Below are 23,434 nucleotides of genomic sequence, written 5' to 3' on the forward strand. Positions count from 1 at the left end.
TTAAAAATATAAATCGTAGTAATATGAACTTAAAAATAGCAGTACTAGCAGGAGACGGAATAGGTCCTGAAGTAGTTTTACAAGCCAAAAAAGCATTGTACGCCATAGGTGTCGTTTTCGATCATGAATTTATTTTTGAAGACGCTCTTATTGGTGCAATTGCTATCGAAAAAACTGGAAATCCATTACCAGAACAAACTTTAAACCTTTGCCTAAATACTGATGCCGTATTATTTGGTTCTGTTGATGATACGAATTTAAATCCCATACAAGGACTTTTGAAACTAAGGCAGGCGCTTGGTTTATTTGCAAATATTAGACCTATAAAACCGTACACTGATTTATTGGATTTGTCCCCTTTAAAAAGAAAAATTATTGATGGTACTGATTTTATTATTTTCAGAGAAATTTCAGGCGGTTCGTATTTTAGTGAGAAAAAGATCAATGAGCAAGGCACTTTTGCCTCTGATTTATGTGAATATTCAGAGGAAGAAATCATTAGAATCACTCATTTGGCTTTCAGAACGGCATTAAAAAGAAGAAAAAAAGTCACTTTGGTCGATAAAGCCAGTATACTTGAAACATCTCGATTATGGAGAAAAGTAGTAACCGAAATTGCACAAGACTACCCAGATGTAGTTTTAGACTTTCTTTTTGTTGATAATGCTGCGATGCAAATTATTATTAATCCAAAACAATTTGATGTGATTCTAACCGAGAATTTATTTGGAGATATTTTATCTGATGAAGCTAGCGTAATTACTGGTGCAATAGGATTACTGCCATCGGCATCGTTTGGTAATTCAACGGCACTTTTTGAACCTATTCATGGTAGTTTTCAAGAAGGAAAAAGAAAAAATATTGCAAATCCTATTGCTTCAATACTATCTGCTGCTATGCTTTTGGAACATTTTGGACTTCACAATGAATCTCTTAAAGTACATGAAGCGGTAGATAAAGCTATTGAATTGAACGTCGTCACACCTGATTTGAATCCGTATTCTAAATTTGGAACCAACGAAGTAGGAGATTTTATTGCTAATTATATTTTGAGCAAAGACGATCTCTATTTTAAAAGTGATAATGTTTACATCGGACAATCTACTATTGTTTAAAATTAAAAGCAACAGTAAAACAGTACTATAAAAGAGAAAAATGGAATTAAATAAATACAGCAAAACCATAACGCAAGATGAAACGCAGCCCGCTGCACAAGCTATGCTATATGGAATTGGTTTAACTGAAAACGATTTAAAGAAAGCTCAAGTTGGAATTGTAAGCATGGGCTACGAGGGAAATCCTTGTAACATGCACCTGAACGATTTGGCAAAAGATATAAAAACAGGAGTTTGGAAAGAAGATTTAGTAGGGTTGATTTTTAATACTATTGGTGTGAGCGATGGGATGTCTAACGGTACAGACGGAATGCGTTATTCATTGGTTTCGCGAGATGTTATTGCCGACTCTATTGAGACGGTAGTGGGAGCACAATGGTATGATGGACTAATTGCTATTCCGGGTTGTGATAAAAATATGCCCGGATCTGTTATGGCTATGGGTAGATTAAATCGTCCAGCAATTATGGTCTATGGTGGCAGTATTCATTCTGGAAAATGGAAAGGAGAATCATTGAATATTGTATCGGCTTTTGAAGCTTTGGGAAAAAAATTCAACAATACCATTTCACCTGAAGATTTCAAAGGTGTAATTCAAAATTCATGTCCCGGTGCAGGCGCTTGTGGCGGAATGTACACCGCGAATACGATGTCCTCAGCTATTGAAGCTTTAGGAATGAGTTTGCCCTACAGTTCATCTAATCCTGCATTAAGCCCAGAAAAAAAGCAAGAATGTCTTGAAGCTGGTAAAGCCATTAAAATTTTATTAGAACAAGATATCAAACCAAGAGACATCATGACACGTGAGGCCTTTGAAAATGCTATTACAATGGTAGCTGTTTTAGGAGGTTCTACAAATGCAGTAATGCACTTGATTGCTATGGCTCATTCTGTAGATATCGAAATTACATTAAATGATTTTCAAAAAATTAGTGACAAAACGCCTTTGCTAGCCGACTTAAAACCAAGCGGAAAATACCTTATGGAAGATTTACATGCGGTAGGTGGTGTTCCAGCTGTAATGAAATATTTACTAAAAGAAGGCCTATTGCACGGACATTGTTTGACTGTAACTGGAAAAACAATAGCAGAGAATTTAGCAACTGTTCCTGATTTGAATGATGGTCAAGATGTGATTCATAAAATTCAGAAAGCATTAAAAAGTACAGGAAATATCCAGATCCTTTATGGAAATCTAGCCACAGAAGGTTGTGTCGCAAAAATTAGTGGCAATGAAGGGGAATATTTTGAAGGTGATGCCATTGTTTATGAAAATGAACACGAAGTAATAAAAGGAGTTCGAGGCGGAGACGTCAAACCAGGAAATGTTGTCGTCATCAGGTATTGTGGTCCTAAAGGTGGTCCGGGTATGCCTGAAATGCTAAAGCCTACATCAGCCATTATGGGCGCTGGTCTAGGAAAAAGTGTTGCTTTAATTACTGATGGTAGATTTTCGGGTGGTTCACATGGTTTTGTTGTAGGTCACATAACACCTGAGGCGTATGATGGAGGTGGAATAGCATTAGTCAAAAATGGAGATATTATCACCATTGATGCAGTTAAAAACACCATCAACCTCAAAATTTCTGATGATGAATTTAACGCTCGAAAAGCGCTTTGGGTGCAACCCGAATCCACTATTAAAAAAGGAGTGTTACTTAAATATATACGTTCGGTCTCAAGTGCCTCTGAAGGATGTGTAACCGATAAATAAAAACCAATTGCAATTTCAAAAGTCAATATCAATATCAAAAAAAAGATTTTGATTGTTAGTACCACGAATTTTGAAATTGCCATTGAAATTGCTATTGCCAGGGAATTTTAAAAAAGGCAATTGCTTAATAAAAATAATAGATGAAAAATAATAAAATATCAGGAGCAGAGGCAGTTATAAAATGCTTATTAGCGGAAGGAGTTGATTTAATTTATGGATATCCAGGAGGCGCTATAATGCCTGTTTACGACGAACTATATAAATTTAAAGATCAATTGCATCATGTACTCGTTCGTCATGAGCAAGGCGCAACGCATGCTGCACAAGGGTACGCAAGAGCAACAGGAAAAGTAGGAGTGGCCATTGCAACTTCGGGTCCGGGGGCAACAAATTTGGTTACAGGTATTGCTGATGCGCAAATCGATTCGACTCCCATGGTTTGCATTACGGGTCAAGTTGGGAAGCATTTATTGGGATCTGATGCGTTTCAAGAAACGGATATAATTGGAATTTCAACCCCAGTAACCAAATGGAATTATCAAATCACAGAGGCTTCAGAAATTCCGGAGATTATTGCTAAAGCTTTTTTTATTGCTAGATCTGGTCGCCCAGGTCCTGTATTAATTGATATTACAAAAAATGCGCAATTTGATGAAATGGAATTCAGCTATAAAAAATGTACCAGTATTAGAAGCTACAATCCAAAGCCAGCTTTAAATCTTGAAAAAGTAGCAGCAGCAGCTGAATTAATTAATACTGCCAAAAAGCCATTTATCATATTTGGTCAAGGTGTAATTCTTAGTGAAGCGGAAGCCGAGTTGAAAGCCTTAGTTGAAAAATCAGGAATTCCAGCTGCTTGGACCATTTTAGGACTTTCAGCAATACCAACAGATCATCCATTAAATGTAGGAATGTTGGGCATGCATGGTAATTATGGTCCTAATGTTTTAACGAATGAGTGCGATGTTTTAATTGCTCTAGGAATGCGTTTTGACGATCGAGTGACAGGAAATTTAGCTACATACGCCAAACAAGCCAAAGTAATTCATTTCGAAATTGATCCTGCAGAAGTCGATAAGAATGTAAAAACTACTGTAGCAGTTTTGGCCGACTTAAAAGAGTCTTTAACAGCTCTACTTCCTTTAATCGAAAGTAACTCTCATGAAGCTTGGCACAATGAATTTAAAGAGAAATATGAAATAGAATTAGAAGCGGTAATCAATGATGAGTTAAAACCTAAGAGAGAGGGAATTTCGATGGGAGAAACGATTGAAATGATTAATAAACATTCTAAAGGTGATGCCATTATGGTTTCGGATGTGGGACAACACCAAATGTTTGCGTGTCGCTATGCCAAATTCAATTCGACAAAAAGCAATGTAACATCTGGTGGTTTAGGAACTATGGGATTTGCTTTACCTGCTGCAATTGGTGCCAAAATGGGAATGCCAAATCGTGAAGTAGTTGCCATTATTGGAGATGGAGGTTTTCAAATGACCATTCAAGAATTAGGAACTATTTTTCAAACTAAAGTTCCTGTGAAAATTGTAGTCTTAAACAATGAGTTTTTAGGAATGGTGCGACAGTGGCAACAATTGTTTTTTGACAAAAGATACGCTTCTACAGAAATGATCAACCCTAATTTTATAGCTATTGCAGAAGGTTATTATATCAAAGCTAAAAAAGTAACTAAAAGAGAAGATCTTGATGCTGCCGTTGCCGAAATGATGGCTTCAAAGGATTCCTATTTCCTAGAAGTTATGGTAGAAAAAGAAAATAACGTATTCCCAATGATCCCAACAGGAGCATCGGTTTCGGACATTCGTTTGTCCTAAAATAGTTTAAAGTTTAAGGTTTAAAGTTGTTGAAACCCGAAAATAATTTTGCGCAACTTTAAACCTTAAACATAAAAACTTTAAACATAAAAAAATGGAAAATAAAACATTCACCATTTCTGTATATTCAGAAAACAACGTTGGCTTATTAAATAGAATATCAGGAATATTCTTGAAACGCCATATCAATATTTTGAGTTTAAATGTATCTGAATCTGAAATCGAAAATGTTTCAAGATTCATCATTGTAGTTAATACAACAGAAAAATGGGTACAAAATATCGTGGGACAAATAGAAAAACAGATCGAAGTCATCAAAGCATTTTACCATATTGATGAGGAAACGATCTTTCTTGAAAATGCATTATTCAAAATTGAATCGAGCTTACTTTTTGATGAAAAACAAATTCAGAATATAATTAAAGAAAGCCATTCCGAAATAGTCACGGTTGCGAGAGACTTTTTTGTAATTTCAAAATCAGGACAACGTATTGAAATAGAGGCGCTTTATAAAAAATTGAAACCTTTTGGAATCATGCAATTTGTACGCTCCGGAAGAATATCAGTTTCTAAAGCAAAAATGGAAATTTCAATATTATTAGAAGAACTTTCATAGAGTGTTCAGTTTGCAGTGTTCAGTTGCTTTGTTGTTTGTAATTCCGACAAAGGAGGAATATCAGCACTATCAGCATTAACTATTACAATTATTAAATTTTACAATCATTAAAAAATATAAAATGGCAAATTATTTCAATTCATTACCACTTCGATTACAATTAGAACAATTAGGCGTTTGCGAATTCATGGACCAATCTGAATTTATAAATGGAATACAAGCTCTAGAAGGAAAAAAAGTAGTCATTGTGGGTTGTGGAGCACAAGGATTGAACCAAGGATTAAATATGAGAGATTCTGGATTGGATATTTCTTATGCCTTACGAACAGATGCAATTGCTGAAAAAAGAACTTCATTTTGCAACGCCTTCGATCATGGTTTTACCGTTGGAACCTATGAGGATTTAATTCCAACAGCCGACTTAGTTTGTAACCTAACGCCAGATAAACAGCATACTGCAGTAATAACGGCTATCATGCCATTGATGAAAAAAGGTTCCACTTTAGCATATTCTCACGGTTTTAATATAGTAGAGGAAGGAATGCAAATTCGGAAAGATATTACTGTAATTATGTGTGCGCCAAAATGCCCTGGATCAGAAGTTCGTGAGGAATACAAGCGTGGTTTTGGCGTGCCAACGCTAATTGCAGTTCACCCAGAAAATAATCCAAACGACGCTGGTTTTGAACAATCAAAAGCGTATGCAGTAGCCACTGGTGGTCACAAAGCAGGAGTGTTGAACTCTTCATTTGTTGCCGAAGTAAAATCGGATTTAATGGGAGAACAAACCATTCTTTGTGGAATATTGCAAACAGGTTCTATTTTATGTTTCGATAAAATGATTGAAAAAGGCATTGAGCCTGCTTATGCTTCAAAATTAATTCAATACGGTTGGGAAACGGTTACGGAAGCTTTGAAACATGGCGGAATTACAAACATGATGGATCGTTTATCAAATCCAGCAAAAATTGAAGCAAACCGATTAGCCGAGGAATTAAAAAATATCATGCGCCCGTTGTTTCAAAAACACATGGATGATATTATTTCGGGTGAATTTTCAAAAAATATGATGATTGACTGGGCTAATGATGATATTAATTTATTGACTTGGAGAGCTGCAACTGCTGGTACCAACTTCGAAAAAACAGCACCAACAGCTTCACCTATTTTAGAGCAAGAGTATTTTGATAACGGTGTGTTGATGATTGCCTTGGTAAAAGCTGGGGTCGAATTGGCTTTTGAAACCATGACTAAAACCGGGATCATTGAGGAATCAGCCTATTATGAGTCCTTGCACGAATTGCCTTTGATTGCCAATACAGTGGCTAGAAAAAAACTATATGAAATGAATAGAATTATATCTGATACAGCAGAATATGGCTGTTATTTATTTGATCATGCATGTAAACCTTTATTAATAGATTTCATGAAAACAGTCGATACAAATGTTATTGGTAAACCCTTTTCTACTTTAAATGGAGTAGATAATGAGGTGCTAATTGCAGTAAATAAAACCATTCGTCAACACCCTATTGAACAAGTAGGAGAGCGGTTGAGAGCTTCTATGACCGCAATGAAAAAAATAGGATTATAAAATAGGAATTACCACACGAGGAAGTGTGTTGTCATTAGCACTATAGCATTAGATTTCATAATATTTCGAATTAGTTAGAAACATATTATTAATGCATAATGAGTATGGATGCTTTTACATTCACTTAATTTTTAATCCGTTAAAAATTAAGTGAAGTAATCCCTATTTAACATTTTGGAAACCAGTAAAAAAATCGACATTCAATTTTTATAAACTATACTTTAGCAAGTCGAACTAGTCTTCTTTTTTGGAACGAAATAGTTTTGGTAAATTTCAATTCAAAAAATCATCGTTATTAATTTTGTAGTTACGTTAGATGTGATAGTTTTTGGCACTCTCGTCCTTTTGTGTTTTTCTATTAGTCTGCAATTACAAAAATTAGATAAAGTATTATTAAAATTCTTTTTTATTTACGAATCAATCTCATTTTAGTGGTATTTATGATTTAAATAATTTTAAGAATCACGAGAGATTTAATACTTTTATAAAAAATTATAACATGAGCTATTACAAAATTGATAATCTAGAACAATACTTTAAACATTATAATAAATCAGTTCGTGAACCTAGAAAATTTTGGGGTAAGATAGCAGAAGAAAACTTTACTTGGTACCAGCAATGGGATAAAGTGGTAGAGTTTAATATGGCTGAGGCCGAAATTAAATGGTTTACCGAAGCCAAAGTAAATATTGTAAAAAATTGTATTGATAGACATCTTGCAAAACGCGGTGAAAAAACTGCAATTGTTTTTGAACCAAATGACCCTTCGGAAGCAGCATTACATATAACTTATAATGAATTGCACCAACGCGTTTGTAAAATGGCAAACGTATTGCGTGAGCAAGGTATAAAAAAAGGAGATCGAGTGTGTATTTATTTACCGATGATTCCTGAGCTAGCGGTTTCTATACTTGCTTGTGCAAGAATTGGAGCCATACATTCAGTTGTTTTTGCAGGATTTTCAGCCTCGGCAATTGCCAGTAGAATTAATGACAGTTCATGCAAAATGGTTATCACTTCTGATGGTGGCTTTCGCGGCAATAAAACCATTGATCTAAAAGAAATCGTAGATGAAGCACTAGAAAAATGTCCTTGTGTTGAGAAAGTATTAGTAGCCAAAAGAATTCACTCTAATATCATGATGCTAGACGGTCGCGATCAATGGTTACAACCGTTATTAGATCAAGCATCGGATAATAATGTAGCTGAAATAATGGATGCCGAAGATCCATTATTTATACTTTATACTTCTGGCTCTACAGGAAAACCAAAAGGTATGGTTCATACTACGGCAGGATATATGGTGTACACGGCTTATACGTTTAAGAATGTATTTAACTATGAAGAAAATGATGTTTTTTGGTGTACCGCTGATATTGGTTGGATTACTGGACATTCGTATATTCTTTATGGACCTTTATTGAATGGTGCTACCACAGTTATTTTTGAAGGTGTCCCTTCGTATCCTGATTATAGTCGTTTTTGGGAAGTAATCGAAAAGCATAAAGTTACACAGTTTTACACTGCTCCAACTGCTATTCGCGCTTTGGCAAAAGAAAATATAGAATTTGTACAAAAACATCCGTTAAAGTCGCTTAAAGTGATAGGATCAGTTGGTGAACCCATCAATGAAGAAGCATGGCACTGGTACAATGATCACGTTGGAGATAAAAAATGTCCTGTAGTAGATACGTGGTGGCAAACTGAAACAGGTGGAATTATGATTTCGCCAATTGCATTCGTAACACCAACAAAACCTACGTATGCAACCTTACCGTTACCAGGAATTCAACCGGTATTAATGGATGAAAAACGAAATGAGATAGAAGGGAATCAAGTCGTTGGAAGTTTATGCATTAAATTTCCATGGCCAGGTATTGCCAGAACTATTTGGGGGGATCACCAGCGGTATAAAGACACCTATTTTTCAGCTTTTCCAGGTAAATATTTTACTGGTGACGGAGCCTTGCGAGATGAAGTAGGATATTACAGGATTACAGGTCGTGTAGATGATGTGGTAATTGTATCGGGACATAATCTAGGAACAGCACCAATTGAAGATGCTATTAATGAACATCCAGCGGTGGCAGAATCTGCAATTGTAGGTTTCCCCCATGACATTAAAGGAAATGCTTTGTATGGCTTTGTTATTCTAAAAGAAACTGGAGAAACTAGAAATAAAGAAAATCTTTGTAAAGAAATCAATCAACATATTTCAGATCATATTGGACCAATTGCCAAGTTAGATAAAATTCAGTTTGTTAGTGGTTTGCCAAAAACACGTTCTGGAAAAATTATGAGGCGTATTCTTAGAAAAATTGCCGAAGGAGATTATTCAAATTTTGGAGATATATCAACCCTTTTAAATCCAGAAATTGTTGAGGAAATAAAAAATAATAAGGTTTAGAGTAATTTAAGGTTGAAGATCTGCTGAAAGATTTTCAACCTTATTTTTATTTAAAAATAAATAGATTAAATAAAAAGATGTAAAATGCAATACTCTGTCCATTGTATTCAAAACGATGTGGTCAATAAAATACGTTCCAATCGCAGCAAATACATCGTTAAAAATTAAGGCAAAAGTGCCAAAAAAATAATAATAAGCCCTTTTATCTCCATATTTGGCTAAATACATAACCGCAGTGGCACCCAGAAAAACGGTTATTATAGCATTAAAAACTATAATAATTTCGAGGTAAATATCTCCAACTGCTGATGTTAGAAGGTATAAGACAACCAATAAAAAAATACAATTTATTCCAAAAATGATAAGTGAAAATCCTTTAGGTAAGGTATACAGTTTTTTCTCTTTAAGCGAGTTGTATCCTAAAATAAGCAACGCAGAATAGCAAAAAAATGAGGCTACCATAGCAGTTCTAAAAAATTGTATAGAGTTTTCATAGAATAATAGCAATACTTCATTTACATAAAAAAAAAGAACAAATAAAATATAGATTAAGTTAAGCTTCTTAAAACTATTTGCTGCTGCATACAGCATAAAGGTTGGAATAATTAGTGGCTTAATATAAATAACTAGAGCTTGATCAAAAAAAATCCCGGCACAAAAGTAAGTTGCTAGTAATGCAATTGGGATTAATAATAACAGTCTCTTGGTTTTGATTACATTCATAAACAAACATAACGTTTTAATTTTTCTTTACAAAAAATATGTAAATTTTTTATAGAATTTAGAAAGATTTTGTTAGTGTAAATTATTAAATTTACAAAATATGAAACAAGATTCTATAGTTATTGTTGGTGGTGGTTTAGCCGGACTTATTGCGGCCATTCATCTCAAAAACAATAATTATGATGTTATTGTGATAGAAAAAAATGAATTCCCAAAGCACAAAGTTTGCGGTGAATATATTTCCAACGAAGTTTTACCTTATTTAAAATCATTGGGACTCGACATTCCGTCGTTGGGTCCTAAACATATTGATAAACTATTCTTTTCAGTTGTTTCTGGAAAATCATTAAATAGCACATTGCCTTTAGGCGGATTTGGGATTAGTAGGTATCAGTTAGATCAGTATTTATTTAAAGAAGCGCTTAGTCGTGGTTGCCAAATTGTAAAAGAAACGGTTTCTGATATCGAATTTTTGGATAGCAAATTTAAAATAACCACAAATTTAAACACGTACACTGCTCCAATTGTAGTAGGTGCCTTTGGGAAAAGATCCAATCTTGATATCAAGTTTAAACGGCCTTTTATTCAAAAAAAATCACATTGGCTAGGTGTTAAAGCACATTACAGGGTAGATTTTCCTGATGATCTTGTTGGTTTGCATCATTTTGTAGGTGGTTATTGTGGCGTTTCTAAAGTTGAAAGCAATCTAGTGAACATTTGTTATCTCGCTAATTATGAAACCTTTAAATTGCATAAAACTATTGAAGAGTATCAAGAAAATGTAGTTTGTAAAAATCCGAATTTAAAAGATATTTTTAAAAAAGCCGTCATACAGTTTGAAAAACCCTTAACTATTAGTCAAGTTTCATTCGAAAAAAAAAAATGTGTAGAAAATCATATTCTAATGATCGGTGATACCGCAGGATTGATTCATCCTTTGTGCGGCAACGGAATGGCAATGGCTATTCACAGTGCAAAACTAGCAGCTGAAAATATAATACTTTTTCTAGAAAAAAGTATTGATCGAGGTACTTTAGAAAGTAAATATTCAAAAGATTGGAACAAAAATTTTAAAAAAAGATTGCAAATGGGACGTATTTTAGGACAACTATTGCAGTACGAAAAAACAGCACAAGCGGTATTAAAAATTTTAATTATATTTCCGACTCTATTGCCCATAATTATAAAAAAAACACATGGTAAACCTATATAAATGGCTATAAATACAACCCATAGAACTAGCGCATCTGAAATTATGGATGACTTTGAGCTCGAAGGAGAAGAACTAAAAGATGCCTTAGATAAAATAGCCAAAATTAATCAGCTTTTAGGTGGCAATCGGTTAACTTTAAAAGGAGTACAAGAACTTCTTAAACAATCTAAAAAAGTAGAAATTGTTATTGTTGACGTGGGTTGTGGCAATGGTGATATGTTGCGAACTCTAGCTGATTTTGGAAAAAAAAACAATTTGAAATTTCAATTAATAGGTATAGATGCTAATAACTTTACAGTCAAGCATGCGCAAAAATTATCTGAAAATTATTCTAATATTAAGTATCGCTGCGAAGATATTTTTGATAAAGAATTCAAGGTGTTAAAATATGATATCTTATTATGTACATTGACTTTACATCACTTTAACGATGATGAAATTATGTACTTGCTAGATGTATTTTATACCAATGCAGCTACTGGTATTGTTATTAATGATTTGCATCGAAATCTAATTGCTTATCGATTATTTCAAGCATTATGTTTTGTCTTTCGATTAAATACTATGTCACGTGAAGATGGATTAACCTCGATTTTAAGAGGTTTTAAAAAAAAAGAATTGCTACAATTTTCAAAAAAATTAAATTTTAAAAACTATAAAATTCATTGGAAATGGGCTTTTCGCTACCAATGGATAATTTCAAAAATATGAGTGTAAAAATCAAAACCGTAGCAAAACAATTACCAAAATATTCTAGAACAACCGAAGAAATTCTTCCTTTTTTAGACACCTGGTTGATAGGACAAGACGAACGATTTATCAGGAAAGTAAAAAAAATTTTTGAAGGTGCAGCAGTTGATAAACGGTATTCCATTATGGATCCAATTGAAGTGTTTACCAAAACTTCATTTGAGGAAAGAAACGATATTTATGTTCGTGAAGTCATTGATTTAGGAGAAAAAGTATTGGAAAAAGCCTTGCAAAAAGCCAATTGGAACCCTAGAGATTTAGATTACATCATCACGGTAAGTTGCACCGGAATTATGATTCCGTCACTAGATGCCTATTTGATTAATTCATTACAACTACGTCAAGATATAGTGCGGCTTCCTGTTACTGAAATGGGTTGTGCGGCAGGAATTTCAGGTATTATTTACGCTAAAAATTTCTTGCAAGCCAATCCCGGAAAACGTGCTGCTGTGATTGCTGTTGAAAGTCCAACTGCAACTTTTCAATTAGATGACTTTTCTATGGCCAATATTGTTAGTGCCGCCATTTTTGGTGACGGAGCTGCTTGTGTTTTATTATCTTCACATGAAGACGATGAAGGGCCAGAAATACTTGCCGAGGAAATGTATCATTTTTATGACAATATTCACATGATGGGTTTTAAACTGACCAACTCGGGCTTGCAAATGGTGCTGGACATTGAAGTTCCAGAAACTATAGCGTCTCACTTTCCGGATATTATTCATCCATTTTTAGAAAAAAATAATTTAAAAATGGAAGACATTGATCACTTAATATTTCATCCTGGTGGAAAAAAAATTGTACAAACGGTTGAAAGTTTATTTTCGAGTTTGGGTAAAAATATAGACGATACAAAAGAGGTTTTACGATTGTATGGCAATATGTCCAGTGCAACAGTGTTATATGTTTTAGAACGAATAATGGACAATCAGCCTACGAAAGGGGAGAAAGGGTTAATGTTGAGTTTTGGTCCAGGTTTTTCAGCGCAAAGAGTTTTATTACAGTTTTAAAATATATTTTTATGACAGGACCAAATAAAGAAGATATTTATCCTTTAAAAAACTATGAACGGCTTTGTTTTTTAAAGAATATCATAAAAAATCCAAATATAGTTGTAGGTGACTACACGTATTACGATGATTTTGAAGATACTGCAAATTTTGAGAAAAATGTAAAGTACCTATTTGACTTTAATAATGATCAATTAATCATTGGAAATTTTTGCATGATTGCCTCCGATGTAAAATTCATTATGAATGGGGCCAATCACTTGACACATACAATTTCAAGTTATCCATTTTCTATATTTGGAAATGGCTGGCAAGAAGCTATGAAGGGCAAAGAATATCCAAATAAAGGGAATATTGTCGTTGGTAATGATGTTTGGATTGGATATAATGCCACAATTATGGCCGGCGTAACAATTGGTGATGGTGCAATAATTGCTGCGAATGCCACAGTAGTAAAAAATGTAGAGCCTTACACAATTGTAGGTGGAAATCCAGCGAAAATCATTAGAAAACGATTTTCAGAAACACATATAAAGTTATTACTAGAAATTCAATGGTGGAATTGGAGCATAGAAAAAATCACTGAAAATGTGCAGTTATTAACTAGTACTACTGTTGAAGATTTGAAAAAATTTGCAAATAAGAGATAGGATATGAACAAGGAGCAAATTATTTTAAAATTACCGTATTCTAAACCGTTTTTATTTGTCGACGAAATAATCGCAATTGATGAAAATGGGGTAGAAGGAACTTATACTTTTGATCCAAATTTAGACTTTTATAAGGGACATTTTAAAGACGATTCAGTAACTCCAGGAGTAATCCTCACAGAGGTTATGGCACAAATTGGGTTGGTTTGTTTAGGTATATTTTTATTAAATGATGACTTGAATAAAAATACATCAATTGCCTTAACATCAACAGATATTGAATTTTTAAAATCTGTTTTTCCAAGTGAAAAAGTTAATGTGATTTCAAAAAAAATATACTTTAGATTCGGAAAATTAAAATGTAAAGTCATCATGAAAAATGAACAAGGAGTAGAGGTTTGTACAGGAATAATTGCAGGAATGATACTTTCTAAATAATGAAAAAAAGAGTTGTTATTACAGGTCTAGGAGTTGTTGCCCCAAATGGAGTAGGACTTGATGATTTTACGCATGCTATCAAAAATGGAATTTCGGGAATCAAGCACGACCCAGAATTAGCACGACTACAATTTTCATGTCAAATTGCAGGAAAACCTGAGATTTCTACTGAATTTGCGTTGCGCTATTTCTCTGAATTAGAGTTGCGTAATTTCAATTCTACTGGGATTTTGTATGGTGTAATAGCTGGTATTGATGCTTGGAAAAATGCCGGATTATCTTTAGAGATATATGAAGAACCCGATTGGGATAGCGGAACTATTTTTGGTACTGGTACTTCTGGAATCGATAAATTTCGCGAAAGCATTTATAAAATTGATGATTTTCAAACCAGACGATTGGGTAGTACTGCAGTAGCACAAACCATGAATAGTGGTGTAAGTGCCTATTTGGGCGGTAAATTAGGTTTAGGAAATCAAGTCACCACAAATTCGTCAGCTTGTACAACGGGAACCGAAAGTATTTTAATGGCATATGAACGCATCAAATCAGGCCAAGCCAAACGTATTTTAGCAGGAAGTACAAGTGATTCAGGACCCTATATTTGGGGTGGCTTTGATGCTATGAAAGTATGTACTTTTAAACATAATGAATCACCAGAACAAGGATCGAGACCAATGTCAGCAAGCGCTTCTGGTTTCGTACCAGGCAGTGGAGCAGGTGCAATGGTTTTAGAAGATTATGAAACGGCTTTGGCCCGTGGAGCAACCATTTATGCCGAAGTTTTGGGTGGAAATGTAAATTCGGGCGGACAACGTGGTTTAGGAACAATGACAGCCCCAAATCCGGTTGCAGTACAAAAGTGCATACAAAATGCTTTGAAAAATGCAGGAGTTGACGCTACTGAAATTGACACAATCAACGGGCATTTGACCGCCACAACAAAAGATAGTTTAGAAATTCAGAATTGGTGTGAAGCCTTGGGCCGAAAAGGTAAAGAGTTCCCCTATATAAACTCGTTAAAATCAATGGTAGGCCATTGTTTATCAGGTGCTGGCTCTATTGAAAGCGTTGCCACAGTATTGCAATTGCATCACGGATTTATTTTTCCGAATACCAATTGTAATGATTTAAATCCTGAAATTTTAGGACTAATTGATGCATCACAAATACCACAACAAGTATTAGAAAAAGAAATTCAAATCGCAGCCAAAGCCAGTTTTGGTTTTGGAGATGTAAATGGCTGCGTTATTTTTAAGAAATATTCTCCATCAGCTAAACGATAATTAAATTCACAAATAATAATAAAATGAACAAAGAACAAACCCTTCAAGAACTAAAAAGTATTATAAAGCCTTACATTCAAAATCAAGAAGCATTTGAAGTACTTACAGAAGATACCGATTTTATAAATGACCTCAAAATTAATTCGGCTAATCTAGTTGATGTTATTTTGGATATTGAAGAAAAATATAACATAGTCATAGACAATGAGTCAATGGAGCGCATGGTCAATGTCAAGGCTGCTTTGGAAATTATCGATACTAAGCTAGCTAGTAAAAGTTAAGTATTTACAGAAAAAACCAATGAAAAATGATTGGAAATGACGTAGTAGATTTAGCTGTAGCAAAAAAAGAAAGCAATTGGCAACGAAAAGGGTTTTTAGATAAAATTTTTACCCAAAAAGAACAATTACTTATTACTTCTGCCATAAGTCCAGAAACAATGGTTTGGAATTTATGGTCGCGAAAGGAGGCTGCATATAAAATTTACAATAGAGAAACAGGAATTAGAGGGTATTTTCCTTTAAAAATAGCATGCAACTATGATGATGAAAATTCGGGTTCAGTTGCAATAAAAGGCAGGCTTTATTTTACAAAAACCAGTATTTCTTCGGCTTGTATACACACTATTGCCTTAACAAATAAAGACGACTTTTCGAGGGTTGAGAAGCCAAATAGTACTGATGCTATTGTAAAAACGAACGGAATACCTTTTGTGTTTTGTAAGCACTCAACTGCAGTAAAGCCAGTATCCATAAGTCATCACGGAGCGTTTTGGGAAGGCGTTACATTAATGGATTGACTTGAAAATTATTTAATCCCCAATCTTGATTTTAATTTTAAAAATAACAACGCAGTTTTATATGCATCTTCGGCAGCAGAATTTCGTTCACTTAATGGTATATTGTAAGCTGTAAAAAGTTGGTCGAGTGAAAATTGTTTATCATTGGTGTCATGTAATTTTCGGTGCATAATATCAACATCTAAAGCCTCGTTTTTCAATCTTCCGCACGATAATCTTTCTAATGCAGCATTAATCATATCCACATCAAAGTCAATATGATGTCCTACCAAAACTGAATTTCCTATAAATTCAATTAAAGAAGTTATGGCCTCGGGTTCGCCTAATTTTTTCATTTTACTTTCAACCAAAAAATCATTGGAAAGTCCATTGTCATGGAGGAATTTGTATTGCAATAGCACTGCTTCGAAACTATCGCCAATGACAATACTGTTATCGATTACTGCAAAAGAACCAATGGATAAAATCACGTCTTTTTCTACATTCATTCCAGAAGTTTCTGTTGATAAAACCACAAAACGTGTTGATTTTTTATCAAATTTAGAGACATAATTTTTCCAAAATTCAGGATGTTCTTTATTGATATTCTTTAACCAGTCTAACATAATTATGAAAATTGCGTAAGTTGAAATTTATTTTTTATTAATTCTTCTAACTCTTTCATGGGTGTCAAAGCATTTTTTAATTTTTCTTTATCAATTTTAGATAGTTCATTTAAATTGATGAATTGTCCTGAATTATCGTTTTTTAAACCTTCTAAAGTTCTGAATTTTGATAAAATTAAAAAGGCTTCTGCACAATTGAGATATACTTCAGCATGCTTAGCATCCGTAATGGCAAGTTGTTTGAATCTTTGGAATGTATTATTTATGCCACGAATATCAAAACTTAAGGTGAACAGTCGGGCTCCGTCAATTAATGGCATTAAACCGCGCGTTTTTATATCAAATTTATCTTTTTCGGGTCCTTCTTCTTCCACATTGAAATTTTTGAAAAAAGTTAGAGGTGAATTTTTTCTCAAAGCATCATTGCCCAAAAAGTCAAAGAATAGCGTGTTGTTTTTTGCATTTTTAAAAACAACGTTCCCAATGGCATCTTCTATTCGTTGCTCACCAAAAGTGATTTCGTAATCGAAGAAAATACTACTCAAATCAGTACTATTTTCTCCTGGAGTATTCATCCAACTGTCGTATTGTTTAGTCCAATCAGTCAGTGATTTACACCAAAGCATATTGCTTCCCATATGCCCGTTTGGACAAAATTCAAAACCAATTTTTTCAAGCGCAGCTGTTGTCTTTTTCCCTAGTTTTATAAAGTAATCTTTTACCTCTCTATATTTATCTGGGGCAACATCTTCAAAAATTAAAATACTATCTTGATCCGTTAAAAGTAATTGTTCTTTTCGACCTTGACTACCAATACTTAACCAAGCAAAACGAGCAGGAGGTGAGCCCAAATCTAATATTGACAATTCTACAGCGCGTTTAATTATTGCTAAATTAATTTCACTAGCAATATTGAATACATGTGATAGCGGTATGTTTTTGGAAATTGAAGTCTGAATCAAATCTGTTAAACGTTCGCGTATTTGTTTTAGTTCCTTTGGATTTTGAGATCGTTTGATTTCTTTGATCAATACACCAGGATTATTTGCTTGTGCAGCAATTAAATCATGCTCTGAAATTACACCTTTTAAATCCGATTTATCAGTACCGTCCTGTGTGACACATAAATGAGTGACATTGTGTTTTAACATTAACAATTGGGCTTCGGCCAAAGATACATTCTCTACAACTGTAATTACGGGCGAAGACATTATTTGGTCTATTGAAGCAGTTAGCGGAAATCGTCCAGTTGCAATTTTTGAACGCATATCACTATCTGTAATTATTCCAATAGGAAAATTAGCTTCGCAAATAATAACATTATTTTTTAAGGTTTCAGTCATTAATTGAGCAACTTCTCTTACTATTGCTGTGCTTGTCGCTGTAAGTGGAGAATGATTATACGCTAATGACTGAAAATATTGCATCTCAGACTGTTGGTCAGAATAAAAAACATTATCAGAAATTAATTTGCCAACTAAATTTTCTTTATCCTTAGGATTTCTAGTGTTTACAGCAAAACTCTCCAATAAAAAGTTTAAAACATCTGAATTATTAACAACAAATGGTCGGAAGGTGTCAATTGGAATGGCATAAACGACACTTTCTTCTCGTGCTTTAGCCGTCATCATGTAATTGTTCTTAGCAAAAAAAGGGCGTAATCCAAATATATCTCCTTCGGTACATTTGTTCAATAAAGTTTCCTCGGCATCAGATATAACGGCTAAGTTAATTACACCAGATGCAACCACATAAAAGCTATCGTGCAAAATATCATTTATTTGGAATAAAGTCTTATTTTTCTCTAAATTCACGACCCGAATATTAGTAGCTATTTGAGATAATTCTCCAAATGTTAAGTGATTAAATGGTGGATATCCTTTTAAGAAATCAGCAATATGTTCCGCAATTGTGTTCATAATTTTAGATAGATATGTATCGTTGGTAAAAATAACAATTTTAAAAATACTTTTGTTGGCAATACTCTTGTAAAATAATTAAATTATACAAAACTTAATTTTTTCATAAAATAGATCGGTTAATAGCGAAATAATTACTTCTTGTTTTACTTTTATAAATGAATTTAAAATCTACATTATGAAATCGATTAGAAAAATACATTTTTCGTTCATAGCTTTATTCCTTGTGAATTTAATTGCTGCTCAAGGAAAACCAACCAGTAGTAAAGAAGTTGCTACGGGAAAAATTAATGAAGCTACAATCACTATTAATTATGGGAGTCCTTCTGTCAATAATAGGCCAATTTGGGGAGCATTAGTACCATTTAATCAAGTATGGCGCGCAGGAGCAAATGATGCAACAACATTTGAAACAGATAAAGACCTATCTATTGAAGGTGCTAAATTACCGGCAGGTAAATATTCTTTTTTTGTGATTCCAAATGAAAAAGAATGTATCATTATTTTTAATAAAGAAGCCAAACAATGGGGCGCGTACAAGTACAAAGATAAAGAAGATCAATTGCGCGTTACGGTTAAGCCGCAAGTTGCTAAAGTTGCTGTAGAGAAATTGATGTATACAATCAACAAGAAAAATGTTGTTCTAAGTTGGGAAAAATGGAATATTCCAATCTCAATTAAATAACTTACATTTCTTATAGATAGAAGCATTACTGAGAAGTAATGCTTTTTTTATTAAATGTAATTAATGACTCATCTTAATTTCAATAAATTCTATTTTACATAATATAAATTATAGTTCAATTTGGTTTATACACAAAAGAAAGCCAATTCGAATATATATCATATAATCACGGTTGACTACAATTCTTTTAAATTAGATAATATTAAATGTGTTGTTGGTTCTCCATACACCAAAAGTCTATCGATGAATTGTTGCAGATGCAGTTGATCAATTAAAACTACTTTCATAAAAATATTATGTGTTCCTGTAATTCTATAAACTTCATTAATTTCTGGAAACTGATCTAAATCATCACAAAAAATTGTAAGCTTGCCGCTGAATAATTTGAACATAATAAATACTTCAAGTCCAAAACCTAATTTTTTGGTATTGAGTTGAACTGTATATCCTTTTATAACTTCAGTATCTTCTAGTTTTTGAACGCGTTCTCGAACTGATGATGGCGACAGACCAATTTGCTTGCCTATTTCTACAAAGGAAGTTCTTGAATTGATTTTTAGATTTTCAATTATTTTTGAATCTAGTATATCTACCATAAATAAAATTTTAATTATAGCTAAATTACATTTATATTATGGAATATCGACATTAAATCCGTTGAATACGTTTTAATATAATTGGATGTTATTTTAATTTTGCAAAATGAATACAATGATAGTGTTGCTTACAATTGGAATTTTTACTGGTTTTTTCGTTCAAACAATAACGGGTTTTGCGGGAGCTTTAATCGCTTTACCTTTTTTACTGTTTGTAATGCCACTACCCGATGCAATTGGTTATTTATCTATTTTTTATATGATTTCAACTCCTTTTCACGTCTATAAAGAATGGAAATATATTGACAAATCGCTGCTTAAAAAATTAGCTTTATCCTCTTTTTTTGGTCTTTTAATTGGCATTATTGTTTTATCGTACGGGCAACCCACTATATTAAAAAAAGGTCTTGGAATCTTTATTTTACTTTTTGTTTTACATAATATATTGTCCAATAAAGAAATACAAATTGTATCCAAAATGAAGTTCTTTTTTGGATTCCTAGGTGGTTTTTTCTCGGGTGTATTTTCAACTGGAGGCCCATTGTATTTGGTAATTGTAAAAAATGAAACATCAGATGTAAAGATCATGCGCGCCACCATGTTTGGAGTATTGGGATTGATAACAGTTATGCGCATTCCAGTTCTTGCTTTCGAAGGTATATTAACGGTTGATCAATTGTATAATTCACTCTATGTGTTGCCTTTTTTTATATTGGCTTTGGTTTTAGGCAAAAAAGTCTATTTAAAATTAAATGAAATGATATTAAAGCGAATAATGTTAGGGCTTTTATTTCTCTCTGGTATGGTATTGGTTTTTAAAAATTAATGAATTTAACCGTTCTATTTTTTGAGTTTTTTAATTTGATATAGTCTACAACTGATTTGTATTTTTAATTTTACCTTTGCACCAATTAAAAAAAAATTTATGACAGTTGCAGAAATGCCAAAAGCAAAATATTTTAAATTAATTCTAATTTTAGGTTCACTTACTGCACTCGGTCCTTTCTCTATTGATATGTATTTGCCAGGATTTGCAGGAATTGCCAACGATTTGAATACGAGTGTTGCAAATGTTTCTATGACATTGTCGAGTTATTTTATTGGAATTTCTGCAGGACAATTACTGTATGGACCTTTATTAGACCGTTTCGGACGAAAGAAACCCTTATTTATTGGATTATTAGTTTACATACTAGCTTCATTAGGTTGTGTTTTCGTAACCGATATCGATACATTCATAGGATTACGTTTTATTCAAGCTATTGGCAGCTGTGCAGCGACCGTTGCATCGGTATCTATGGTTCGAGACTTATTTCCTGTCAAAGATATTCCAAAAGTGTTTTCATTATTGATGCTGGTTGTAGGGCTTTCGCCAATGTTAGCGCCAACTGTTGGAGGTTATGTCACTGAATATTATGGTTGGCACGTGGTCTTTTTTATACTGATGTGCATGGGAATTTTAATTCTTTTGGCAGCTGAAATTGGTTTACCTACTACTTTCAAGCCGGATACTTCTATTTCATTAAAACCTAAACCTATTATTACAAACTTCCTTAACATCATCAAAGAACCACAATTTTATACGTATGCTTTTGCCGGTTCAATTGCGTTCTCTGGATTGTTTACCTATGTGGCGGCCTCCCCTATTTTATTTATGGATATTTTTAAAGTTGATGCCAAAACCTACGGTTGGATATTCGCTTTTATGTCATTGAGTTTTATTGGTGCGAGTCAATTAAATTCTTTTTTGTTGAAAAAGTACAGCAGTGAACAAATGATTTTTGGGTCATTAATTGTTCAAACTTGTGTCAGCATTTTATTTCTTGCTTTGGCAATGAATTCACTTTTAGGTTTGTATGAAACCATTACCCTGTTATTTTTATTTCTAGCTTGTTTAGGAATATCAAATCCCAATACCGCTGGACTCACACTAGCGCCATTTTCAAAAAATGCAGGAAGTGCATCGGCATTAATGGGTGCTATTCAATTGGGATTAGGTGCTTTGGCTTCTTTTGCGGTAGGTGTTTTTGTTAAAAATTCGATGTTGCCTATGGTTTTAATTATGACTGTTTCAACCGTATTAGCACTTATTATTTTGATTCTTGGAAAACGAAACATAAAAAAAACCATCACAACCTCTCTAAATCAAGAAATAGTGACAGTTCATTAAATATAGCTTTAGTTTACGCTTGTTTAGGTTCTGTTTTTACTTTTTTATCAGGTCTGATAATCATACGCAACGATTGATCTTGTGCAAAGTAAGCTATCATCCAATTGAAAAAGGTTTTGACTCTGTTGCGATATGTTATCAAGGAAATCAGGTGAATAAACAACCATATTATCCACGCAAAAAATCCTTTGAAATGCATTTTTGGTTTTGGTAAATCAACTACAGCCTTATTTTTTCCAATAATAGCCATCGATCCTTTATCATTATACTTAAAAGGTTTTAATGATTTGTTGGCACTCATTCGCTTAAAATTTTCAGCTAAATTAATTCCTTGCTGAATTGCAACTTGGGCCACTTGCGGATGACCGTTAGGAAACTCCATATCCGTTTGTTGAATACAAGTATCGCCTATTGCAAAAATATTTTCGGTATATATTACTTTATTAAAAGCGTTTGTGGCCATCCTTTTTCCACGTCCGTAACTTTCTAAAGGAATTCCTTCGAAAACTTTGGCGGAAACTCCAGCCGCCCAAATTAAATTTTTAGTTTGAATGGTTTCTCCATTACCAAAATACACAATGTCATCCTTATAATCGACAACGGTCGTGTTTAATTTCACAACAACCCCTAATTTAGTTAGTGCTTGAAGTGTATTCTCTTGTGAAGCCTTGCTCATGGTTGATAAAACGGCATTGGCACCATCAACCAGATAAATATTGCTTGCGGTAGTACTCAATTCTGGATATTCTTTCAAAAGAATATTTTTACGCATCTCAGCAAACATTCCCGAAACTTCAACGCCAGTTGGGCCACCTCCTGCCACAACAATAGTTAGGAGTTTTCTGCGTTCCCGCATGTCTTTGCAAATGGCCGCTTTTTCTAAATTTTTCAATAAAGTATTGCGCATCACAATTGCATCATTGAGCGTTTTCATTGGAATTGCATTTTTCTTTACGTTTTCCATTCCAAAATAACTCGTTTCGGCACCCGTAGCAAAAACCAAATGATCGTATTTCAATTCACCATTATGAAGGATTATGGTGTTCTCTAAAGGATTTACTTTTAATAGATTACCAAGTCGAAATTTTAGATTTTTTTTACCCGAAAAGAATTTTCGAAAAGGATAACTAATGCTGGACGGTTCCAAAAATGCCGTACCTACTTGATAGATTAACGGCGCAAAGAAATTATAGTTATTTTTGTCAACAAGCGTTACTGTTATTCCTTTTTCATTTAGCAACTCTTTTGCAAGGTTTAATCCTGCGAATCCTCCCCCTATGATAACAATTTCCATATTTTTATATTTATA

At 33.5% G+C, this 23,434-nt stretch carries 22 protein-coding genes; 17 read left to right on the forward strand and 5 right to left on the reverse strand.

Annotated elements, in window-relative coordinates:
• Window positions 1-23 precede the first annotated feature (23 nt).
• The 6 genes from leuB (at window position 24) to acs (ending at window position 9,281) form a co-directional block, all read left to right on the forward strand.
• Window positions 24-1,115: a 3-isopropylmalate dehydrogenase gene (gene leuB / locus ACNQGO_RS13680; RefSeq protein WP_417985615.1), complete on the forward strand. Its 1,092-nt coding sequence runs from the start codon at window positions 24-26 to the stop codon at window positions 1,113-1,115.
• Window positions 1,116-1,155: 40 nt separating this feature from the next.
• On the forward strand, window positions 1,156-2,829 hold the full coding sequence (gene ilvD, locus ACNQGO_RS13685; RefSeq protein ID WP_417985616.1) for a dihydroxy-acid dehydratase: 1,674 nt from the start codon (window positions 1,156-1,158) through the stop codon (window positions 2,827-2,829).
• 140 nt (window positions 2,830-2,969) lie between these two features.
• Window positions 2,970-4,664, forward strand: coding sequence for a biosynthetic-type acetolactate synthase large subunit (gene ilvB / locus ACNQGO_RS13690; RefSeq protein WP_417985617.1), 1,695 nt, complete (start codon window positions 2,970-2,972; stop codon window positions 4,662-4,664).
• A 94-nt stretch (window positions 4,665-4,758) separates the two neighbouring features.
• Entirely contained in the window at window positions 4,759-5,280 is a 522-nt protein-coding gene (gene ilvN, locus ACNQGO_RS13695; RefSeq protein ID WP_417985618.1) for an acetolactate synthase small subunit, read from the forward strand.
• A 121-nt stretch (window positions 5,281-5,401) separates the two neighbouring features.
• On the forward strand, window positions 5,402-6,874 hold the full coding sequence (gene ilvC, locus ACNQGO_RS13700) for a ketol-acid reductoisomerase (protein ID WP_417985619.1): 1,473 nt from the start codon (window positions 5,402-5,404) through the stop codon (window positions 6,872-6,874).
• 499 nt (window positions 6,875-7,373) lie between these two features.
• Window positions 7,374-9,281, forward strand: coding sequence for an acetate--CoA ligase (gene acs / locus ACNQGO_RS13705; protein WP_417985620.1), 1,908 nt, complete (start codon window positions 7,374-7,376; stop codon window positions 9,279-9,281).
• 6 nt (window positions 9,282-9,287) lie between these two features.
• Here the strand turns inward: acs and ACNQGO_RS13710 are convergent, their stop codons facing one another.
• Window positions 9,288-10,004, reverse strand: coding sequence for a hypothetical protein (locus ACNQGO_RS13710; protein WP_417971902.1), 717 nt, complete (start codon window positions 10,002-10,004; stop codon window positions 9,288-9,290).
• A gap of 100 nt (window positions 10,005-10,104) precedes the next feature.
• Here ACNQGO_RS13710 and ACNQGO_RS13715 point away from each other — a divergent pair, with 100 nt between their 5' ends.
• From ACNQGO_RS13715 to ACNQGO_RS13750, 8 genes are read left to right on the forward strand one after another with little or no spacing between them, the layout of a single operon-like run.
• Complete coding sequence (locus tag ACNQGO_RS13715; RefSeq protein ID WP_417985621.1) at window positions 10,105-11,217, forward strand: NAD(P)/FAD-dependent oxidoreductase; 1,113 nt, start codon at window positions 10,105-10,107, stop codon at window positions 11,215-11,217.
• Window positions 11,218-11,928, forward strand: coding sequence for a methyltransferase domain-containing protein (locus tag ACNQGO_RS13720; RefSeq protein ID WP_417985622.1), 711 nt, complete (start codon window positions 11,218-11,220; stop codon window positions 11,926-11,928). It abuts the gene before it with no gap.
• On the forward strand, window positions 11,925-12,977 hold the full coding sequence (locus ACNQGO_RS13725; RefSeq protein ID WP_309757500.1) for a type III polyketide synthase: 1,053 nt from the start codon (window positions 11,925-11,927) through the stop codon (window positions 12,975-12,977). The genes ACNQGO_RS13720 and ACNQGO_RS13725 overlap by 4 nt, the downstream gene beginning before the upstream one ends.
• An 11-nt stretch (window positions 12,978-12,988) precedes the next feature.
• On the forward strand, window positions 12,989-13,627 hold the full coding sequence (locus ACNQGO_RS13730) for a CatB-related O-acetyltransferase (protein ID WP_417977887.1): 639 nt from the start codon (window positions 12,989-12,991) through the stop codon (window positions 13,625-13,627).
• Between the two features lie 3 nt (window positions 13,628-13,630).
• The gene (locus ACNQGO_RS13735; RefSeq protein ID WP_417971912.1) at window positions 13,631-14,065 is read left to right on the forward strand and encodes a 3-hydroxyacyl-ACP dehydratase FabZ family protein; all 435 of its coding nucleotides are present in this window, start codon (window positions 13,631-13,633) and stop codon (window positions 14,063-14,065) included.
• Window positions 14,065-15,351, forward strand: coding sequence for a beta-ketoacyl-[acyl-carrier-protein] synthase family protein (locus ACNQGO_RS13740; RefSeq protein WP_417971914.1), 1,287 nt, complete (start codon window positions 14,065-14,067; stop codon window positions 15,349-15,351). The genes ACNQGO_RS13735 and ACNQGO_RS13740 overlap by 1 nt, the downstream gene beginning before the upstream one ends.
• 23 nt (window positions 15,352-15,374) lie before the next feature.
• The gene (locus ACNQGO_RS13745; protein ID WP_309757483.1) at window positions 15,375-15,632 is read left to right on the forward strand and encodes an acyl carrier protein; all 258 of its coding nucleotides are present in this window, start codon (window positions 15,375-15,377) and stop codon (window positions 15,630-15,632) included.
• Window positions 15,633-15,658: 26 nt separating this feature from the next.
• Entirely contained in the window at window positions 15,659-16,150 is a 492-nt protein-coding gene (locus tag ACNQGO_RS13750) for a 4'-phosphopantetheinyl transferase family protein (RefSeq protein WP_417971916.1), read from the forward strand.
• A gap of 8 nt (window positions 16,151-16,158) precedes the next feature.
• Here the strand turns inward: ACNQGO_RS13750 and ACNQGO_RS13755 are convergent, their stop codons facing one another.
• Together ACNQGO_RS13755 and ACNQGO_RS13760 are read right to left on the reverse strand one after the other, a co-directional pair.
• Window positions 16,159-16,755, reverse strand: coding sequence for a 3'-5' exonuclease (locus ACNQGO_RS13755; protein ID WP_309757479.1), 597 nt, complete (start codon window positions 16,753-16,755; stop codon window positions 16,159-16,161).
• A 2-nt stretch (window positions 16,756-16,757) separates the two neighbouring features.
• Window positions 16,758-18,674, reverse strand: coding sequence for a DUF294 nucleotidyltransferase-like domain-containing protein (locus ACNQGO_RS13760; RefSeq protein ID WP_417971918.1), 1,917 nt, complete (start codon window positions 18,672-18,674; stop codon window positions 16,758-16,760).
• Between the two features lie 178 nt (window positions 18,675-18,852).
• Between ACNQGO_RS13760 and ACNQGO_RS13765 the strand changes: the two genes are divergently transcribed.
• Complete coding sequence (locus ACNQGO_RS13765) at window positions 18,853-19,359, forward strand: DUF2911 domain-containing protein (protein ID WP_417971919.1); 507 nt, start codon at window positions 18,853-18,855, stop codon at window positions 19,357-19,359.
• Between the two features lie 176 nt (window positions 19,360-19,535).
• On the opposite strand, the gene ACNQGO_RS13770 is transcribed toward ACNQGO_RS13765, so the two are convergent.
• The gene (locus ACNQGO_RS13770; RefSeq protein ID WP_417985623.1) at window positions 19,536-19,955 is read right to left on the reverse strand and encodes an Lrp/AsnC family transcriptional regulator; all 420 of its coding nucleotides are present in this window, start codon (window positions 19,953-19,955) and stop codon (window positions 19,536-19,538) included.
• A gap of 106 nt (window positions 19,956-20,061) precedes the next feature.
• Between ACNQGO_RS13770 and ACNQGO_RS13775 the strand changes: the two genes are divergently transcribed.
• Entirely contained in the window at window positions 20,062-20,781 is a 720-nt protein-coding gene (locus ACNQGO_RS13775; protein WP_309757471.1) for a sulfite exporter TauE/SafE family protein, read from the forward strand.
• 114 nt (window positions 20,782-20,895) lie between these two features.
• Window positions 20,896-22,125 carry a multidrug effflux MFS transporter gene (locus ACNQGO_RS13780; protein ID WP_417985626.1) on the forward strand — a complete coding sequence of 410 codons (1,230 nt, stop codon included), beginning with the start codon at window positions 20,896-20,898 and terminating at the stop codon, window positions 22,123-22,125.
• Window positions 22,126-22,138: 13 nt separating this feature from the next.
• Here ACNQGO_RS13780 and ACNQGO_RS13785 read toward each other — a convergent pair whose 3' ends face one another.
• The gene (locus tag ACNQGO_RS13785) at window positions 22,139-23,419 is read right to left on the reverse strand and encodes an NAD(P)/FAD-dependent oxidoreductase (RefSeq protein WP_417971923.1); all 1,281 of its coding nucleotides are present in this window, start codon (window positions 23,417-23,419) and stop codon (window positions 22,139-22,141) included.
• Window positions 23,420-23,434 lie beyond the last annotated feature (15 nt).

Source organism: Flavobacterium frigidum (assembly GCF_048286735.1).
Classification (GTDB): domain Bacteria; phylum Bacteroidota; class Bacteroidia; order Flavobacteriales; family Flavobacteriaceae; genus Flavobacterium.

Coding starts and splice junctions, on each gene's coding strand:
- leuB (WP_417985615.1), top strand. CDS start 24: ATGAACTTAAAAATAGCAGTACTAGCAGGAGACGGAATAGGTCCTGAA.
- ilvD (WP_417985616.1), top strand. CDS start 1,156: ATGGAATTAAATAAATACAGCAAAACCATAACGCAAGATGAAACGCAG.
- ilvB (WP_417985617.1), top strand. CDS start 2,970: ATGAAAAATAATAAAATATCAGGAGCAGAGGCAGTTATAAAATGCTTA.
- ilvN (WP_417985618.1), top strand. CDS start 4,759: ATGGAAAATAAAACATTCACCATTTCTGTATATTCAGAAAACAACGTT.
- ilvC (WP_417985619.1), top strand. CDS start 5,402: ATGGCAAATTATTTCAATTCATTACCACTTCGATTACAATTAGAACAA.
- acs (WP_417985620.1), top strand. CDS start 7,374: ATGAGCTATTACAAAATTGATAATCTAGAACAATACTTTAAACATTAT.
- ACNQGO_RS13710 (WP_417971902.1), bottom strand. CDS start 10,004: ATGAATGTAATCAAAACCAAGAGACTGTTATTATTAATCCCAATTGCA.
- ACNQGO_RS13715 (WP_417985621.1), top strand. CDS start 10,105: ATGAAACAAGATTCTATAGTTATTGTTGGTGGTGGTTTAGCCGGACTT.
- ACNQGO_RS13720 (WP_417985622.1), top strand. CDS start 11,218: ATGGCTATAAATACAACCCATAGAACTAGCGCATCTGAAATTATGGAT.
- ACNQGO_RS13725 (WP_309757500.1), top strand. CDS start 11,925: ATGAGTGTAAAAATCAAAACCGTAGCAAAACAATTACCAAAATATTCT.
- ACNQGO_RS13730 (WP_417977887.1), top strand. CDS start 12,989: ATGACAGGACCAAATAAAGAAGATATTTATCCTTTAAAAAACTATGAA.
- ACNQGO_RS13735 (WP_417971912.1), top strand. CDS start 13,631: ATGAACAAGGAGCAAATTATTTTAAAATTACCGTATTCTAAACCGTTT.
- ACNQGO_RS13740 (WP_417971914.1), top strand. CDS start 14,065: ATGAAAAAAAGAGTTGTTATTACAGGTCTAGGAGTTGTTGCCCCAAAT.
- ACNQGO_RS13745 (WP_309757483.1), top strand. CDS start 15,375: ATGAACAAAGAACAAACCCTTCAAGAACTAAAAAGTATTATAAAGCCT.
- ACNQGO_RS13750 (WP_417971916.1), top strand. CDS start 15,659: ATGATTGGAAATGACGTAGTAGATTTAGCTGTAGCAAAAAAAGAAAGC.
- ACNQGO_RS13755 (WP_309757479.1), bottom strand. CDS start 16,755: ATGTTAGACTGGTTAAAGAATATCAATAAAGAACATCCTGAATTTTGG.
- ACNQGO_RS13760 (WP_417971918.1), bottom strand. CDS start 18,674: ATGAACACAATTGCGGAACATATTGCTGATTTCTTAAAAGGATATCCA.
- ACNQGO_RS13765 (WP_417971919.1), top strand. CDS start 18,853: ATGAAATCGATTAGAAAAATACATTTTTCGTTCATAGCTTTATTCCTT.
- ACNQGO_RS13770 (WP_417985623.1), bottom strand. CDS start 19,955: ATGGTAGATATACTAGATTCAAAAATAATTGAAAATCTAAAAATCAAT.
- ACNQGO_RS13775 (WP_309757471.1), top strand. CDS start 20,062: ATGAATACAATGATAGTGTTGCTTACAATTGGAATTTTTACTGGTTTT.
- ACNQGO_RS13780 (WP_417985626.1), top strand. CDS start 20,896: ATGCCAAAAGCAAAATATTTTAAATTAATTCTAATTTTAGGTTCACTT.
- ACNQGO_RS13785 (WP_417971923.1), bottom strand. CDS start 23,419: ATGGAAATTGTTATCATAGGGGGAGGATTCGCAGGATTAAACCTTGCA.